General features: G+C 42.3%; 11 protein-coding genes. 7 read left to right on the forward strand and 4 right to left on the reverse strand.

All coding sequences use genetic code 11. From position 1 onward, the window contains the following. Positions 1-51: 51 nt before the first annotated feature. Complete coding sequence (locus I2I04_RS14760) at positions 52-633, reverse strand: nucleotide exchange factor GrpE (RefSeq protein ID WP_143257482.1); 582 nt, start codon at positions 631-633, stop codon at positions 52-54. Positions 634-924: 291 nt separating this feature from the next. Between I2I04_RS14760 and I2I04_RS14765 the strand changes: the two genes are divergently transcribed. Further along, a complete protein-coding gene (locus tag I2I04_RS14765; RefSeq protein ID WP_143257483.1) occupies positions 925-2,547 on the forward strand; it encodes an ABC-F family ATP-binding cassette domain-containing protein in 1,623 nt (540 codons plus the stop codon). Between the two features lie 83 nt (positions 2,548-2,630). On the opposite strand, the gene I2I04_RS14770 is transcribed toward I2I04_RS14765, so the two are convergent. Both I2I04_RS14770 and I2I04_RS14775 read right to left on the reverse strand, forming a co-directional pair. Beyond that, entirely contained in the window at positions 2,631-4,379 is a 1,749-nt protein-coding gene (locus I2I04_RS14770) for an ATP-binding protein (RefSeq protein ID WP_195655347.1), read from the reverse strand. A gap of 115 nt (positions 4,380-4,494) precedes the next feature. Then, entirely contained in the window at positions 4,495-6,687 is a 2,193-nt protein-coding gene (locus I2I04_RS14775) for a VapE domain-containing protein (RefSeq protein ID WP_195655348.1), read from the reverse strand. 283 nt (positions 6,688-6,970) lie between these two features. Between I2I04_RS14775 and I2I04_RS14780 the strand changes: the two genes are divergently transcribed. After that, positions 6,971-7,195 (forward strand): hypothetical protein, encoded by a 225-nt coding sequence (locus I2I04_RS14780; RefSeq protein WP_120068281.1) that lies wholly within the window; start codon positions 6,971-6,973, stop codon positions 7,193-7,195. A gap of 464 nt (positions 7,196-7,659) precedes the next feature. Here the strand turns inward: I2I04_RS14780 and I2I04_RS14785 are convergent, their stop codons facing one another. Then, positions 7,660-7,905, reverse strand: a complete 246-nt coding sequence (locus I2I04_RS14785; RefSeq protein ID WP_143257486.1) for a DUF4248 domain-containing protein — start codon at positions 7,903-7,905, stop codon at positions 7,660-7,662. 295 nt (positions 7,906-8,200) lie between these two features. Between I2I04_RS14785 and I2I04_RS14790 the strand changes: the two genes are divergently transcribed. From I2I04_RS14790 to I2I04_RS14810, 5 genes are all read left to right on the forward strand, one after another. Then, positions 8,201-8,713, forward strand: coding sequence for an HU family DNA-binding protein (locus I2I04_RS14790; RefSeq protein WP_008022053.1), 513 nt, complete (start codon positions 8,201-8,203; stop codon positions 8,711-8,713). Positions 8,714-8,763: 50 nt separating this feature from the next. Beyond that, positions 8,764-9,222: an N-acetylmuramoyl-L-alanine amidase gene (locus I2I04_RS14795; protein ID WP_195655349.1), complete on the forward strand. Its 459-nt coding sequence runs from the start codon at positions 8,764-8,766 to the stop codon at positions 9,220-9,222. Between the two features lie 149 nt (positions 9,223-9,371). Continuing rightward, on the forward strand, positions 9,372-9,473 hold the full coding sequence (locus I2I04_RS14800) for a smalltalk protein (RefSeq protein ID WP_151874894.1): 102 nt from the start codon (positions 9,372-9,374) through the stop codon (positions 9,471-9,473). A gap of 95 nt (positions 9,474-9,568) precedes the next feature. After that, the gene (locus I2I04_RS14805) at positions 9,569-12,592 is read left to right on the forward strand and encodes a hypothetical protein (protein WP_195655350.1); all 3,024 of its coding nucleotides are present in this window, start codon (positions 9,569-9,571) and stop codon (positions 12,590-12,592) included. A gap of 10 nt (positions 12,593-12,602) precedes the next feature. Further along, positions 12,603-16,973, forward strand: coding sequence for an RHS repeat-associated core domain-containing protein (locus I2I04_RS14810; RefSeq protein ID WP_229126999.1), 4,371 nt, complete (start codon positions 12,603-12,605; stop codon positions 16,971-16,973). Positions 16,974-17,076 lie beyond the last annotated feature (103 nt).

A 17,076-nucleotide genomic window follows, 5' to 3' on the forward strand; every position in this document is an offset into this window, starting at 1 on the left:
TTTACTCTGCAGACCAATAGCGCAGCCATAAATCATAATTCATAAATCTCCTCATTCTCCTACTACCACTTTAGCGTGGCGGAGCACTTTGTCGTTCAGTGTATATCCCGTTTGCACACAGTCCAGAATCTTGCCTTTCTGTGCTTCCTCCGGTGCGGGGATTACCGCGATGGCTTCATGATAATCAGTATCCAGCGGTTGGTCTTTTGTTTCGATAACTTTCACGCCGTTTTGTGCCAGAACAGCCATAAATTTATTATAAATCAGTTCTACTCCTTCTTTTACGGCATTGACATCCGTTGCCGTTTCCATCGTTTTGATGGCACGTTCGAAGTCGTCCACCACCGGAAGAATACTGCTAAGGCTCTTTTCGCCACCGTTCAGAATCAGTTCAGCCTTCTCCTTTATGGTGCGTTTCCGATAGTTGTCAAACTCGGCAGACAAGCGCAGGTATTTATCCTTTTGCTCTTCAATCGCCTCTTGAGCCTTTTCCAGTTCTTTTTCCAGCTCTTCTTCGTGAGTCAGGGGAGTGGCGTCCTCCGCTTGTTCGTTTTGCGGTTGTTCTTCCGCATGGTTTTGAGTTTCCTCAACGTTCAGTTCTTCTTCCTTCACTTTTTTTTCTTTCGGATCCATCTTGGTATTTACTATTTTATTATTTACTATTATAAAAACACACGTTATCTTAATTGGTAAGATACCGCCAATAAAACATACCGGGCTGACCGGATGTCATTGATTTTGTCTGCAAAAACTTTGCCAAGTTGGCTGTTTTGCCAAAAAACGCAGCAAAGGTAACACTTTTATGTCAGATTGGCACATATCAGATAGTTCATAATTCATTTTAAATGTCTAACTTTGCAGCCCCTATGGGCTAATAGTGATTTTAATCGTAAATCGTAAATAATAAAATCGTAAATAAAGAAGATGATTACAGTTTCGAACGTTTCGGTACAGTTTGGTAAAAGAGTGTTATTTAATGACGTAAACCTGAAGTTTACGAGTGGTAATTGTTATGGTATTATTGGTGCTAACGGTGCGGGAAAATCTACCTTCCTTCGTACGATTTACGGAGATCTGGACCCGACAACGGGTACCATTGCGCTCGGACCGGGCGAACGCCTCTCGGTGTTGAGCCAGGACCACTTTAAGTGGGACTCTTATACTGTCATGGATACCGTAATGATGGGGCATACCGTGTTGTGGGACATCATGAAGCAACGCGAGGTGTTGTATGCGAAAGAAGATTTCACAGACGAAGACGGACTGAAAGTATCCGAACTGGAAGAGAAATTTGCCGAGCTGGACGGATGGAATGCGGAAAGCGACGCAGCCATGCTGTTGAGCGGATTGGGCGTGAAAGAAGATAAGCATTATGTATTGATGGGTGAGCTGAGCGGTAAGGAAAAAGTGCGTGTCATGCTGGCGCAGGCATTGTACGGAAATCCGGACAACCTCTTGCTCGATGAGCCTACCAATGACTTGGATATGGAGACAGTGACCTGGTTGGAAGAGTACCTTTCCAACTTCGAGCATACCGTATTGGTAGTGAGCCACGACCGTCACTTCCTCGACTCTGTATGTACGCACACCGTGGACATCGACTACGGAAAAATCAATATGTTTGCCGGTAACTATAGTTTCTGGTACGAATCCAGCCAGTTGGCTCTCCGTCAGCAGCAGAACCAGAAGGCGAAGGCTGAAGAGAAGAAGAAAGAGTTGGAAGAATTTATCCGCCGTTTCAGCGCCAACGTAGCGAAGAGCAAGCAGACAACGAGCCGTAAGAAGATGTTGGAGAAACTGAACGTAGAAGAGATCAAACCTTCTTCACGTAAGTATCCGGGCATCATCTTCACTCCCGAACGCGAGCCGGGCAACCAGATTCTGGAAGTTTCCGGATTGAGCAAGAAGACGGAAGAAGGCGTAGTGCTTTTCAACGATGTCAACTTCAACGTAGAGAAAGGTGACAAAGTGGTATTCCTGTCGCGCAACCCGCGTGCGATGACTGCGTTCTTCGAAATCATCAACGGAAACATGAAGCCGGATGCCGGTACCTTCAACTGGGGGGTAACCATCACCACTGCTTACCTGCCGCTGGATAATACCGATTTCTTCAATACCGACCTCAACCTGGTGGACTGGTTGAGCCAGTTTGGCGAAGGAAACGAAGTATATATGAAAGGCTTCCTCGGCCGTATGCTTTTCTCCGGCGAAGAGGTGTTGAAGAAAGTAAGCGTACTCTCCGGAGGTGAGAAGATGCGTTGTATGATTGCCCGTATGCAGCTCCGCAACGCGAACTGTCTGATTCTGGACACTCCGACCAACCACTTGGACTTGGAATCTATCCAGGCATTCAACAACAACCTGAAGACGTACAAGGGAAACATCCTTTTCTCTTCTCATGACCACGAGTTTATCCAGACGGTTGCCAACCGCATCATCGAACTGACACCGAACGGTATCATCGACAAGATGATGGAGTATGACGAATATATCACGTCCGATCACATCAAGGAATTGAGAGCGAAGATGTACGGGGACAAATTGTAAATAAACTATTTCACCACGGAGGACGCAGAGGTTGTTATTCAGAGATAATTAGAGTCTCTGCGTCCTCTGTGGTTGTTCTATTATTATACCTCTTCCATCAGCGCCAATTCCCAGCTGCGCCATACGATTGTTGCCAGTTTCAATCCCCCTTTCTCACGAGCTTCTGCCACACATTCATCCTTGCTATAGCGAATCAACTGTTCCCGTGCATCATCGGCAAGCGCGCGTATCTCTTTCTCCGATGCTCCTGCTTTCGCATACTTCACCTCCAATAGATACGTGTACGGTGGAGATACGGGTGCCGCCGGACTGGGCTTAAAGAAGAAATCGGCAAAACCCTTATTCATTTCATATTCCGGATATAGTTGATAATAGCGGAACATACTTAGATAGGCGAGGAGGAATCCTTTGATATGAGCTTCCCCTTCTATGTACTCCCTTATCCGGCTCTGCTCCCGAATGGCCTCTGCTAGAAATTCGAACAACGGTTTCCAGTCTCCTTTGAAGGACATATTCTCAAACAGAGTGCGCAGACGGTTCACGTCGAGCTTGAAGATCTCATGACGGGCATACCCCTGAATCAGGAAATTGAATAGCTGTTCGCGAACCACCAGATTGGGAATGTGCAGGATGGGACGCCCCATCATATCCACCCCTTTGATAGAAAGCAGTCCGAAATAGAACAGCAGAGATTTGAAGTTGCCCACGTCCGTCATTTCCAGTGCGGAGAAATGGGTGACTATCTCAGTCACTATCTCGCCTTGCTCCGCAATCTCCTTGATGACGGAGAAATTTTCGCCCAGTCCATGGTCGAGACGGACAAGGTAGGTAAGCTTGTTAAAGTCCGTACGGATATTGGGATCTACAATCTCGTCCGGTTTTACTCCGTGCAATATCAATGACTTCATGCAGTAGAGCACCATGTCCGAGTTGAACATACAATCTGCTAATTTATTTTTACTGAAGCAATAATTGTCATAGTTAGGCTTCATCATTGTCACCGCATCGTCTACCGACATAGGAAGAGCGCCTTGTTCCTTATAATACGTCAGCATCTCGCGCAATTCCTTCTCGCTGAAACCTACAAGGTCGTTAAACCACGGGTCGGTGGTGATATTCGTTCCGATGTTGAATCCGCTTGTCACGTCGTCCATCGTCACCGGGCTTACTCCTGTGATGAACAAACGGTTGACGGCAGAACCCATTCCCGTCGTGGCGGCTTTGATTACATTGAAAAACCTGCGGATATATCCTTCTCCATGCGTCGCTTTTCGATATAAGTCCGTGCCGTAAGTAGAAAGAATGGTATTCGTGAAATTATCGTATTCATCAATCAGGAGATAGATTTTGATGTCTCCCTTGAGGGTGGCATACGAATTGATGGCGGATAGCAGTGCTCCCGGCTCTTCGAGCGTTTCTTCGTTCAGCACATCCCAGATTTCCTTTCCCAATATATGTTCGTACTTTTGCAGAAAATGTCTTAGCTTCCCGCAACAATGCAACCGGAAAGATTCCTCCACCTCATTGATATTCGAACTCACTTCCGAGAAATTGAATCTCATGATGAGAAACTGGTTATGTATCGGCGTAGGATGCTGCCCGATATACAGATGACCGAACAATTCGTCGAACTGGTCGGCATACCGAACGTCATAATAAGCTTCCAGCATCGCCAGCGTCAGACTTTTTCCGAAGCGCCGGGGACGGATCAGGAACAGATAAGACGGTTGCATTTCTATCTTTTCGATAAACATCGTCTTATCCACATAATAATAGTTTTCTTTTTGGATGCGACCGAAATCCGTCAATCCGTATGGTATTTGCTTCATCATATTGTGATTCCTTTCTTTATTCATCATTCATATCGAGCAAATATACGGAAAACGGATGAATGTGACACGTTTAATGCCACTAATTTATCCGTTTATCTGCTATTTCGCGGAAAAACTACAACTCCAACCCCGTCTGCACCGGAAGCTGCGGGCGTATTGAATTTTCTTTGCGCTCTTCGGCCGAATACTCCACCACCCAATATTCCGTGATATTGTTGGAGGTCTTCCGTGAGTGGAAATGGTTGTTTTCCAATACCGTGACCAGCATTTGTTTCATCTGTGCGTTGGCCTGTGTGCGCCCGTTCATGCTCAATACCGACAGCAGGTAGGAGGCAGGATACCATTGCGCTTGAATATCGTTCGTGCTGGCTGCCCGGAAATAGAAGAAAAGATTCTCCTCTACCGGATCTTTTTGGCGGAACGCCTCATTGCGGTTGTTGAGAAACGTAATCTCCTGGTTCTCATACCAATATTGAAACCCCTGCCGGTAGAGTGCGTATGCTTGTGCATATATCCCCTGATGGTTGACAGGCGTGTGATAATCTATTTCCAGCAACGTATTGAACAGGATGCGCCTGTTCTCGCCGATGTCCGGCAGACAGTGCGGGTTGTTCGTGCTGGCGATGAATGATGCGCGGCGGATGAACGTATAATTCTGGATGTCGTAAACCTTCCGTTCGTTCATCACATCTTGCGTGATGAGACTTTTCAACTCCTGCATGCGTGCGGGAGAGAGCGTATCAAACTCATCCAGATTGATGAGTAGGCAGGACGACATTTGCAGGAGATGGTCTTTGTTGTCGGGACTAATCATGCCGTTGCGATAATAATCCTTCAGCTCCGGTGGGAGGAGATGGCGGACAAAAGTACTCTTGCCTTTTCCCTGTGCGCCGTGGAGCAGCATCAACTGGTGGTTTTGCACTTCGTCGTCGATGGCACATGCCACCATTCCCACCAGCCAGCGGCGGAAGCTGTCTTCGAAAAAAGCCTGGTCTGCCGCTTTCACTGTTTTTGTCAGTTGGCCGATGTGGTCTGTTTTCCCGTCCCATGTCTGGAGTGAGGTGAAATAATGGATAAACGGGTTGAACGGCTTTGCATAGTCCGAGTCCACCAGTGCTTTCAAATTAGCTTGCGAACTGTATATCTTCTTCATCTGTGCGTTGATATAGAATGTGTTGATATCCTTTGTGCGCAGTGTACTGAAAGGCGGCTGCTCTGTTTTAGGGAGACCAGGTATTATTTTCCGGAACTCGATCTGCTCTTTCACCACGTTTCTTCTGATTTCGTAGTGTTCGTCCATAAATTTGATGACCTGGCATATTCTCGGTTGTTGGCTTTCTTCTTCCGCCTGATCGGTCTTTGAGGTGTATTGGTAAGCATTGTGCAAGGGCAGTTCGAGGTCGAAGTCGGGTAGGTCTCCGAAATGACTGTGTGCCAGACTGACGGATTCCTCTTCCGTGATATGGCGGTGGTAACACTGATTGCCGAGACAATAGAAGAAATTGTCCCGGTTGCCTATCTCGAGACGTTCTTTGCGTTTGGTGTACTCCAGCGCCTTGCGGAAGTCGAGTTGCACTTGCAGGTCGATGGGCGACGCATTCTCCTGCACGGGGAGGAGCGGGGATCGTTTTCCCGGATTTTTGCGCTTCTTGTTTTTACATTCTTCTTCAGTGGGCAGTGTCACTTTTACGGTCAGCGGCTTCACGTTTTCCAGTCGTTCGGTAGAGAGGAAAGCGTCCGGATCGTGCGACACGAAGAATCCGCGTCCCGGGTCGCTCCCGCTGGTGTCTACTTTGGTATTGAGCAGCTTTTCATATTGGCTGCTTGCCAGGGCGTACATGCGGTGGTGGTAGCGTTCGAGGGTGAGGAAGTCTACGGTTCCCAATGCGTTCAGTTCGGTGCGTAAGGCTTCCGCCTCATTGCCGGTAAGATAGACGAAGATCTTCAGCCCGTGCATCCGGGGGCTGACGAAGCTGCCTAGCGTGTCGGGGCAATCGTTCACCAGTTGGCGGAAGTCCGGGATCTTTTCTGCCGGCATATCGTCACAGTCGAGCGTGATGATGTCCTGATACTTGTCCAGACTGTAAGCCAGCCTTTCCTTGGCGTAAGTAGCCGTGATGGTGCAGTAGGGCAGTTGCTTCTTCATGTGGTCTGCTTTCACCGTTTCTCCTGCATCCATTGCTTCCCGAAGTCTCCGGATTCTGTCGCGATAGACATCTCCCCGGATAAATTCGAACATTTGCCGGATACTGATACTTCCTGATACGAGTGATAATCCCCTGTATGTCGTTATTGAGATATTTTCCATTTTAATTATTGATATGAATGTAAGTCGTGTCAATATTAACACACTGCAAAGGACGGCTTTTTATGTAGAATAAAAAAACTGCTTTTGGTACTCAAAAAGCAGTTTTTTAACAGTCGGTTCTTTCGTGTTAATCCTCAAGAAGCGTTCTTTTTAGTCTTTGTATCTCGCAATCAATCTCTTCCACGCTTAATGATTCGTCCGAATCATCCGATTTCTTGAAATCAACAGTCATAAACAACAACTCTGCAAAGTATTTGGGGCTTTTAATGTTAAAAACAGAGTCATGGTCATAACAGAGATGGACAAAGGGAAGGAGATACTTCTTGCGGTCGCCTGGACTTACCTCTATTCTGTTGGTATACAAATTGTTGACAGTGCCAAGCATTTGCGTGATAAACTGGGATACTTGGGGAAATTCTCCCTTTTCGAGTGTTACAGCCTGTTTGTTCTGGTAAACGAAGCCTTCGGAAAAAATGTCTTTTTTCTCATGATTTTAAGTGTTATTTGATTAGTGTTAAAAAATGTTGGTTTAAAAAGACGCAAAGGTACGTTTTATTTTGTTCCTATCGTTTACTTATACTGTTTATTCTCTTTATATATTTTATTTGATGGAAAAAGCGTGTAATTGAGGTGGAACCCCTCCACCTCAATTACACGCTTTTTCTATATAAAAAGAATATTCTCTCGCGCCTGCGCACGTGTACATTATTAAATAAGAAAACTAACAGCATTCAATAAGAAAACACACAGCCTGTTTGTCCTCAAGATACCATGTATTACACCGCGTCCCATCATAATATCGACAGGGCACAGTTGCAGGGCTGGCATTATAAAACAGATATTGGACAGAATCCCCCCATAACCGCTTTTGTTTTCATTATAGCTAATTCTGATTTCATTATAGCTAATCTCGATTTCATTATAGCTAATTTTATTTTCGTTATAGCTAATCAGCACTTGCCTTAAAGAGATTCATGGCTCATCGAGATACCTCACGATGAGCCGCACCTGCCTTGCACTATAAGCGTGGTCGTTTTTTCCTTCGCCTCCGCTATACATTGCGTCATATAATTCTTTGTTATTTCTGATCCACTCCCTCATTTTCCGCATGGCATACGCTAACGGTACATAAGGATTGTATAAATGTGCCAGCTCCGATTTCAAATACGGACGTATGACAAACGGCTCCTCCTCCGTCTCTTCTTTTTCTGCTTTCATATCTTCGGGAAATTAATTTTATCGTATTCCAAATATACGGAAAATCTCCCGGTCCTCCAAGTGTATAAGTAAAATAAAATCATTCTGAATAAAAGTAAATACATTCTGGATGAAAGTAAGACAAAGTACGTCAGACTAAGACAAAGTACGTCATTTCATTCCCCTGTAATACACTATCTTTGAGGTATCGAAAGAAAAAGAAACAGAGCTCGTTCATTTCTTTCGATATCGATTGCGGTAACCGCAATTTGTAATATTTATTTTTCAATTATTAATTCTCAATTTTTAATTTATCATGGCAATACCATTTAAAAGAATGGGTCGTAAAGACCCGAGAAAGGTTGATGGGGTGGTGAAGTATCATCCGCAACTTGTGACGCAGGGACAGAGTGTAGACTTGGATAAACTTGCTTACACGATGAAAGAGAAAAGTTCCCTGTCGCTGGGTGACATTCAGAGTGTGCTGACTAATCTCGTAGAAGCGATGCGTACGGCGCTGTTCGACGGTAAATCCGTCAATATCCATGATTTTGGTGTATTCAGCCTTTCCGCTACCACGCGGGGCGTGGACACGAAAGATGAGTGTACGATGAAGAACATCAAAACGGTCAATATCAACTTCCGTCCTTCGAGCAGTGTCCGTCCCAATCTGACATCTACCCGTGCCGGTGAGAAAATCGAGTTTCTGGATCTCGACGCGCCCAAGAAAAAGAAAACCGATGGCGAAGATCCCGGTGATGAAGGTGGCGGAGACTCCGGTGGAGGTAGTGGAGGCGGTAGCGGTGAAGCTCCGGATCCGGCAGCTTGATTCATAGAGTGCAGATAATGTTTACAACTGATAAGAAAAATAGTGGCACTATGATGAGAAAGATTGATTTGATCGTGATTCACTGTTCCGCCACCCGTGCCGACCGTTCTCTCACCCCGGATGACTTGGAGATGCAACACCGTCGGCGTGGATTTAACGGAACAGGTTATCACTACTACATCCGCAAGGATGGAACAGTGCACCTCACCCGACCGATTGAACGTATCGGTGCGCACGTGAAAGGATTCAACTCGAACAGTGTCGGTATCTGCTACGAAGGCGGTTTGGATGCCCACGGTTGTCCGGCAGATACGCGGACACCGGAACAACGGGCGGTGCTCAAGCTGCTGGTTCATCAATTACTTGAGACTTTCCCCGGTAGCCGGGTGTGTGGTCACCGGGATTTAAGTCCCGATCGCAACGGAAACGGGGAGATTGAACCGGAAGAATGGATTAAGGCGTGTCCGTGTTTTGAAGTGAAAGCGGAGTTTAGAGCTTCCACTACGTAGAGTTCTAGTTCTCAATAGGATAACGAGAAAATGAGGTAGGAAGGTTTTCAGAAAGTAACAGGGTATTGAAAGCAACTAATTATTAAACGTGATTGATTATTGAAGTCAGTCCATTATTAAAAGAGTGTGGAAAGGAGGTGTGTAAGGTTATGGCAGTCAAAAAATCCCTTTGGGATGTGATTCTGAAAGTAGTCATCGCAGTGGCGTCGGCGGTAGCGGGCGTATTGGGCGGTAATGCGATGAATCTGTAAAGATACAGAGGGTTAGTTCATTTGAGAGAGGGTGTATAAGTTTTCTATTTCACCCTCTCTATTTTTTATTACTCATAAGATAAATCATATAAAAAATGAGAAAGAAGAATTTTATAGAACAAATGTTGTGTTTGCTCCTTCTGTTAGGCACAGGTACACATATATATGCGCAAAACAGTTCCGGATTTATTCCGACCGATTTTCAAGGGTACTATTTTTCGCCGCAGAATCTCGGTTTTTCTACACCGCAAACGGCAGAATTCGTGCAATATGGCAATACTAGCGTGAACTATTATACCGGGTTGCTTGATCTGGATATCCCATTGTTCGATTACAAAGATACGGCTTTTGAGTTGAACATGTCTATCAAGTATATTTCCGATGGTTTCAAACCGGGGCGGCGTCCTTCGGTGGTAGGCAATAACTGGATACTGAATGTAGGAGGCGCTATTACAAGAAATGTAGTGGGAAATCCTGATGATGTTCGCCAGGAGCAGAAAAGCGGTCTGCTGGCTGCTATCCGCGACGGAAAGTTTAAGCAGTACAGTAAAGAGGATCTGCTCAAACTGAATATTCCCCATGCTACTAAAAACCGTCCTTATCCGGAAACTGAATATGATATGGCTCCAGATATCTTCGATTTTAATTTCGGACAGCATAAAGGACGCTTTATTATCGACAATAACGGAAATGCTAAATGTATATCAGGAGGCGGATATAGGATAGATTTAAGCGAAATGTCTGTGCAGGATTATAGTGCTGTAAATGCTCCTAAACGTTCTGTCATCAACATCACAACTCCGGATGGCTATCTCTATAGTTTTGGAGGAGACGTCTCAAGTTTAGAATACAGCGTACCCAATAATCCCGGTAAACTTAAAAGCAAACCTGTACAGATTACTTCCTGGTATCTGAATTCTATCAAAGATGATACAAGAAACCAGGCAGTTTATTTTTCGTATCAAAGTCGTCTGCAAAAGAATAAATATCATTTATTTATGAATTCTTATGTGACCGGAATACAATGGATATACTATAAACCTGATAAGAATGGATATACTAAACCTACTGAATCAAGAAGTATAAACGATAAAGATACAGATCATTTCTTGATGGAAGATAAAGTGTATGTTCCTATTCTGAAGACAATTAGTGTTGAGGATATAAAAATAGATTTTACCACCGAAACTTTCCCTGTTAATTTTTTCGGAGATTCTGATGGAAACGATTTAATCTATCTTTCAGGGATTACAATGAAACAAGACCTGAACATTCTAAAGTCGTGCAAATTTGATTATCAGACATCGGGACGATATTTCTTCTTGAAAAAAGCCAGATTGTATGACCAGAGTGAAAGTCCTGCCGTTTACTCTTTTGACTATGATATGAGTAGCGCTCTGCCGGATCCATTGACTACAAACGTCGATCATTGGGGCTTTTGGAATGGTGGTTATGAAAAAATAGACAATGCCAATACGTTTTTCTATGATGGGAATTTTGAACAAAGAAAGGCTGTCAATACAGGTGTTTGCGGCTGTACAATGCTGAAAAAAATCATCTATCCCACCAAAGGGGAAGAAAAAATCGATTATGAGTACAACCGTTACCGACATTACCTGACCAAAAGAACTGATTCTTTTGCCTGGGATACCAATGTGGTAACTTATGATGCTCCGTTGGGCGGAGTACGTGTTAAACATCTGACATTACATGACCCTGTTATAAAAAAAGACAGGAAACGTTCGTTTAACTATCTTGACCCTACGACAGGAATGGAAAGTGGAAGAACCCATGAACTGCCACGCTATCGTATGCCCGAAGAAAGTATGAACTACGGTTATTACTATTATGATTATACGGAAAACAGAAATCTACGTGTTTATTCAATCAGCAGTAATTGTATGGGGAGATTCAACAACATATCCGAATATCCGATAGGTTATAGTTATGTTACAGAGACTTTCGATGACGGAAGCTTTTGCCGTTACCATTTTTCTTCATTGGCAGATGTGCCTGATAATACGGAGTTTGGAGACGGATACATTAAAACACCGGACAATTTGAACAGCAGAAGTTTCGGCTTTTATCAGATATTGGATAAGGCTTTGAACTATGCTCCCAACGATCTAACTGCATTTAGAGGAAAAATACTCTCCAAAAAGACTTATAATAATCGCCATCATAAAGTAGCCGAGGAAGAGTATCATTATAATGTAGAAGATAAAACTGCCGATTATGAAGTTTCGATAGATACCAATACCGGAGTTTTTCTGGCGAGTAAAATATTTACTGTCCCCTGCCTGTTGATTCAGGAAAAACTGACGGATGAGAATGGAGTGGCAATTCTTCACAATTATGAATATAATGCAAATGGATTTGTCACAGAAAAAGAGACTGTCAACAGTAATGGGGATCATGTGTATTTGAAGTATGTGCATCCGGGAGAATGGTCTGTTCTTCCATCTACTATCTATTTTGACAATTTAATTAGTTCAAATAGAATAGAAGAACCGATAGGTATCATAAAGTACTTGAAGAAACCGGAGGATGAAAAACGGAAAATAGTAGATTTTGTATATTTTCATTATGGTCCGTTAGATGGTGTAGGTGTTCAGAAAAGGACTGTATGGGGTAGTAAGCTCATAAAATCATTGCCTGAAGATACGGATTTGGAAGACAAATTATTCCGAGGCTTGGGATGTGGTATCGAAGCTTATGACAACTATGATAGATACGGAAATATTGTAACTCTTAGAGATACTTATGGTAATATTACGATTTATCTATGGTCCTATCACGGTAAATATCCGATAGCTGAAATAAAAGGAAGTACTTATGAAGAAGTTAAATCAGCTTTAAGGAGACAACCGGAGTTTCTTTCAGAAGAGAGGGGATCTCATATAAAAGAAATGGAACAATTGCGTGACCTTCTTCCTCATGCTCAGATTACGATCTATGATTATAAACAATCAGTAGGTTTGAAATATATTTCGGAACCAGACGGACAAGCGTCTTTCTTTCAGTATGACGTTCAAGGACGCTTGAAGCAAAGATTCAGGAAAGGGGAAAAAGGAGAAATGCAGCTGATGGAATATAATAGATATCATTATAATAAATAAAAAGACAGATATGAAAAAGTATTTAACATTACTCTTGCTCTTATTTGCTACACTGACAGTGGCAAGTAGTCAGAATATCCCGCAATATGTTGATAAAAAAATACATATTGAAGATGTTTATAATCATTTTGCCATTCATCATCCTCACGATGTACCACTCAATAAACTCATTGATGGAAGAATCCGTAATTATGCCATCTATACGTTCACGATACATGATCGTTCTACTTTATTTATGGCTAATCTGATGGGAACTGAACCTCAATATGGTACTAGTCTGGAGCTTTATTATAAACCTCCAACCTCTGACCGGTTTTCGTGTAGGAATAGGGCTAAAAACAATATTGGCGTTAAAGAAACTATTAAAAACCAAGAAAAATTCGGTCTTGAATTTGACGAAGATTTGACCCAAATACCTATTTATTGTCCTGTGTTATATGGTGTTTTGGAACCTGGCGAATATGAACTTTATAGCAAAGGTACGTCTGATATGAAAAACCCTACCAAAGAACTTAGAACCAATGTCTATTTATCTCCGGTGGGAGTTGATGAACGCACTTCCATAGATATAGGTCACTTCAACAAAAAATTCTCTAGAGAAGTAAAACCTGGAACTTTTAGTAGTGGAGATATATGGTATAATTTTAATTTGGATAGTATAAATATGATAAGTGTAGTTCCTTTGGATACTATGGGGAAACGTCCTGTCCTGAAAATGAGAACTTATTTTCAACAATTGATTACTAGTAATGAATATCCGTTAAATGAAGATTCTCTACCACAGATTAAAGATTTCAGATGTGGAGTGGGCGAATTTAATATCCAGGTTTGTTATCCGGATTCTGTATACAGGACTCCCAGATTGCGTGTAACGGGTTTTGTTGATAATGCAGGAACCGACTGGGAATACCCTTTGGAAGTAGGTAGTTATTCGGATAGTTTGTATTATAAAACTTTTTATTGCCCACGTATGTTCGTTCCTGCAGAATCTTCTTTAACACCTTATGTATATCACCGTTTTACGATAAAAGAGGCAATGGATATATCTATCACAACAGAAGATTTCTTGAACAATATCACTTTATATGATTCAGCTCATCACATAGTTAGGCGGGTAGTAAAAGATGATTATTTGACAAGTCTGGATGTTTTTGGGTTATCTCCGGGGACTTATTTTTTTGTAACAGAAGGGGGAAGTGGTACTATATACATAAATGTGAAAGGGAAAAAGTCTGCAGTAAAATGGTCTGATACGAAAAACTATATATCAACGATTAAAGCAACCACCAATACTCTTTTTTCTTCGGATCTGCAAAATCCATTGCATGCCACTCATGAAATAAATTACCTTGATCCGTTCGGTAGAACAGAACAAACGATACAATACGGTGTGACTCCCGCGTTAAACAGTTTGGTGAGTAGAAAGGAATATGACAGGATGTATCGTGATAGTTGTTCATGGCTTCCGGCGGTTTGTCCTGGTTCGAAGAATTATGTTTCATCATCCGATTTCAGAAAGCATATCTTTGAATTGTATAATGATGAGTATGCTTGTGAAAAATCTTTTTATGACGGTTCGCCCCTGAACCGATTGACGGAGAAATACAATCCCGGAAAAGACTGGCATACTACAGGGCATAGTGAAAGGGTTTCTTATCAGACAAATTCGGGAGTATCGCAGGTTCGGCTATTTGAGGTGAGCGGAGAAAAGGATAATCCCGTTCTGTCGCAAAAAGGATTTTATGCAACCGGAGAATTGATTGTGGAAGAAAAAAAGGATGAAGCGGGGCTTCCTACACTTACTTATACTAATAAATTGGAACAAAGCATTTTATTACGTACCATCAGTGGTGTGGATACGCTGGATACTTATCAAGTATATGATGATTTCGGGAATCTGGCTTTTGTGCTTCCACCGATGGCAGTCAGCAGTTTACAGACGCTTGGACAGAAAGATGCGTTGGATCTTTATGCTTATCAATATCGCTATGATGAGTGCAACCATTATAGAGGTAAGAAACTTCCCGGTGCGGAATGGATAGATATGTGTTTCGATCAGGACGGAAAGTTATTAAGAATTCGAGATGAGGCGATGCGTAACAGGAATGAATGGAAATGCATCTTTTACGATAAATTGAGAAGAGAAGTGGTGACGGGTATTTATAAAGGCTTGATATCATACAACTTCTCTGAATCGGTTGATTTTGCTCCGGATAAACCAAAAAATCATTATGGTTATCTCTTTAGCAGTTATTTAAAGATGGATAGCCTGAATATCCAAAAGGTGGTATATTATGATACCTATCAATATAAAAAGGCTAATTCTTGCTTCACTGCAGCAATGGATTATATAGATAGCAATGATTATGGACATCGATTTGGAGACGACTCTGAACAACTGAACTGCAAGAATTTGCAGACTGGAGTGATGACACGGGTTATCGGTACAGATCAAATGCTTTGCACTAGTACCTATTATGATTATTTTCAACGTCCGGTGCAAGTACGCAGCACGGATATAAATGGTAAGATGCACGTTCAGAACATGGCGTATGATTTCTGCGACCACATTACAGCATCCAATGACAAAGTAGAAAATATCTCACTTGTCCAAACTAAAACTTATGATCATGCCGGACGTCTGTTGACAGAAGCTCGTTTGGTGAATGACTTGGTATCTGATACTCTTAGGTATAATTATGATGAGTTGGGACACATCGCCAATGTCAAAAGAGTGAACGGGAACCATTCACTAACCTCAATCAACCGTTATAACTTACGTGGCTGGCTGACTTCTATCGAAAGTCCGTTATTTTCCCAGAAACTATATTATACAGATGGCATCGGCACACCTTGTTATAACGGAAATATCAGTAGTATGACCTGGAAAACCAGTGCGAACCCGGATATTCGTGGTTATCGTTTTGAATACGATCTGTTATCCCGGCTAAAAAATGCTACTTACGGTGAGGGTGAAGATCTCTCTCTGAATGTCAACCGCTTCAATGAGCAAATAACGGGCTATGACAAAAATGGTAATATCTTGGGATTGAAACGATATGGACAAACTTCTGCCAATGGTTACGGATTAGTAGATAATCTGTCCGTCACCTTGAGTGGCAACCAACTGAAAAGGGTTGATGATTCTGTTTCGGGTTCCGCTTTTGGCGAACATTTTGATTTTAAAGACGGAGCAAAACAGAATACAGAGTACTTTTATGACGCCAACGGTAATTTATCGAAAGATTTGAATAAAAAGATAATCAATATTCAATATAATTACCTAAATTTACCGGACCGTATAGAGTTCGAAGATGGCAGCTCTATTTCTTACCTTTATGATGCAGCAGGCACAAAACACCGTGTTGTACATAGTATCGCAGGAAATACAACTACTACCGATTATTGTGGTAATGTGATCTATGAAAATGGGACTCCCAAGACTTTATTGACAGATGCCGGATTCGTATCTTTGAATGATAATAAGCATCATTATTACTTACAGGATCATCAAGGTAACAATCGTGTGGTTGCATCGCAGGATGGAGTAGTGGAAGAAGTGAATCATTATTATCCGTTTGGCGGTATCTTTGCTTCAACTTCCTCTGTTCAGCCCTACAAGTACAACGGGAAAGAACTGGATAGAAAAGGCGGACTGGATTGGTATGATTATGGGGCGAGAATGTATGATGCGGCATTGGGAAGATGGCATGTGGTGGATCCGATGGCGGATAAGTACTATGAGATAACTCCTTATGGATATTGTTTAAACAATCCACTAAACCGCATAGACCCAGATGGTAGACAAGGCATAGTAATTCCACTACCTTATAGTCCTCTTCCTTTTTATTACCCTGTAGCGTATCCGCAAGGTTATAATTTACCTTCAGATCAACAAATTATGAGACATGCATCCGGAAAGTTAGCAGAAGCAGGGCAAATAATTACAGATACTCCTAGGATGTCTTATGCTTTTGGTACTCTTTTATACTATCAAGCGAAGAATGCTATTAGTCCGGAATATGAGCATCAGCGAAATAGAGAAAGGAAAAGCAAAGAGGAACTGGATAGGAATCAGGCGAATGTCGCAAAAAGCATTGATACTAATGTATCGGGGATGATGCCTAATGGTGATCCGGCTCCGAAAAGAGAACTGAAAACTTGGCAGAAAATAGTACTTGGAGTAACATGGGCGGCTGTGACTGCAAAAGATTATTATGATCATTTTTTAATTGACTCTTCTGTTGCTTCTCAATCTAGTGATGGGCAGCAACGAAAAAGCATTGAACTTTATAAAAGTGTTAATATGGAAAAGGATAATAGTTTAATTTTAACTCCAATAAAAAATAGATTAGATGAAAGTTTTAAAAAAAATTGGTAAGTACATGATTTATATGGAATATTTTGTATATTCTATATGTCTGATAAATATAATATTTGTCATATTCTTTAATGAATACATGCCCTCTTTTTTTAGAAGCCCC

Origin of the sequence: Bacteroides sp. 1001136B_160425_E2 (genome assembly GCF_015559655.1) — a bacterium.
Taxonomy (GTDB): domain Bacteria; phylum Bacteroidota; class Bacteroidia; order Bacteroidales; family Bacteroidaceae; genus Bacteroides; species Bacteroides luhongzhouii.

Bases quoted from the DNA above. Each gene is read 5' to 3' on its own strand.
- I2I04_RS14805 (WP_195655350.1), top strand. From the start codon at position 9,569: ATGAGAAAGAAGAATTTTATAGAACAAATGTTGTGTTTGCTCCTTCTG.
- I2I04_RS14795 (WP_195655349.1), top strand. From the start codon at position 8,764: ATGATGAGAAAGATTGATTTGATCGTGATTCACTGTTCCGCCACCCGT.
- I2I04_RS14785 (WP_143257486.1), bottom strand. From the start codon at position 7,905: ATGAAAGCAGAAAAAGAAGAGACGGAGGAGGAGCCGTTTGTCATACGT.
- I2I04_RS14765 (WP_143257483.1), top strand. From the start codon at position 925: ATGATTACAGTTTCGAACGTTTCGGTACAGTTTGGTAAAAGAGTGTTA.
- I2I04_RS14800 (WP_151874894.1), top strand. From the start codon at position 9,372: ATGGCAGTCAAAAAATCCCTTTGGGATGTGATTCTGAAAGTAGTCATC.
- I2I04_RS14790 (WP_008022053.1), top strand. From the start codon at position 8,201: ATGGCAATACCATTTAAAAGAATGGGTCGTAAAGACCCGAGAAAGGTT.
- I2I04_RS14760 (WP_143257482.1), bottom strand. From the start codon at position 633: ATGGATCCGAAAGAAAAAAAAGTGAAGGAAGAAGAACTGAACGTTGAG.
- I2I04_RS14775 (WP_195655348.1), bottom strand. From the start codon at position 6,687: ATGGAAAATATCTCAATAACGACATACAGGGGATTATCACTCGTATCA.
- I2I04_RS14780 (WP_120068281.1), top strand. From the start codon at position 6,971: ATGGTCATAACAGAGATGGACAAAGGGAAGGAGATACTTCTTGCGGTC.
- I2I04_RS14770 (WP_195655347.1), bottom strand. From the start codon at position 4,379: ATGATGAAGCAAATACCATACGGATTGACGGATTTCGGTCGCATCCAA.
- I2I04_RS14810 (WP_229126999.1), top strand. From the start codon at position 12,603: ATGAAAAAGTATTTAACATTACTCTTGCTCTTATTTGCTACACTGACA.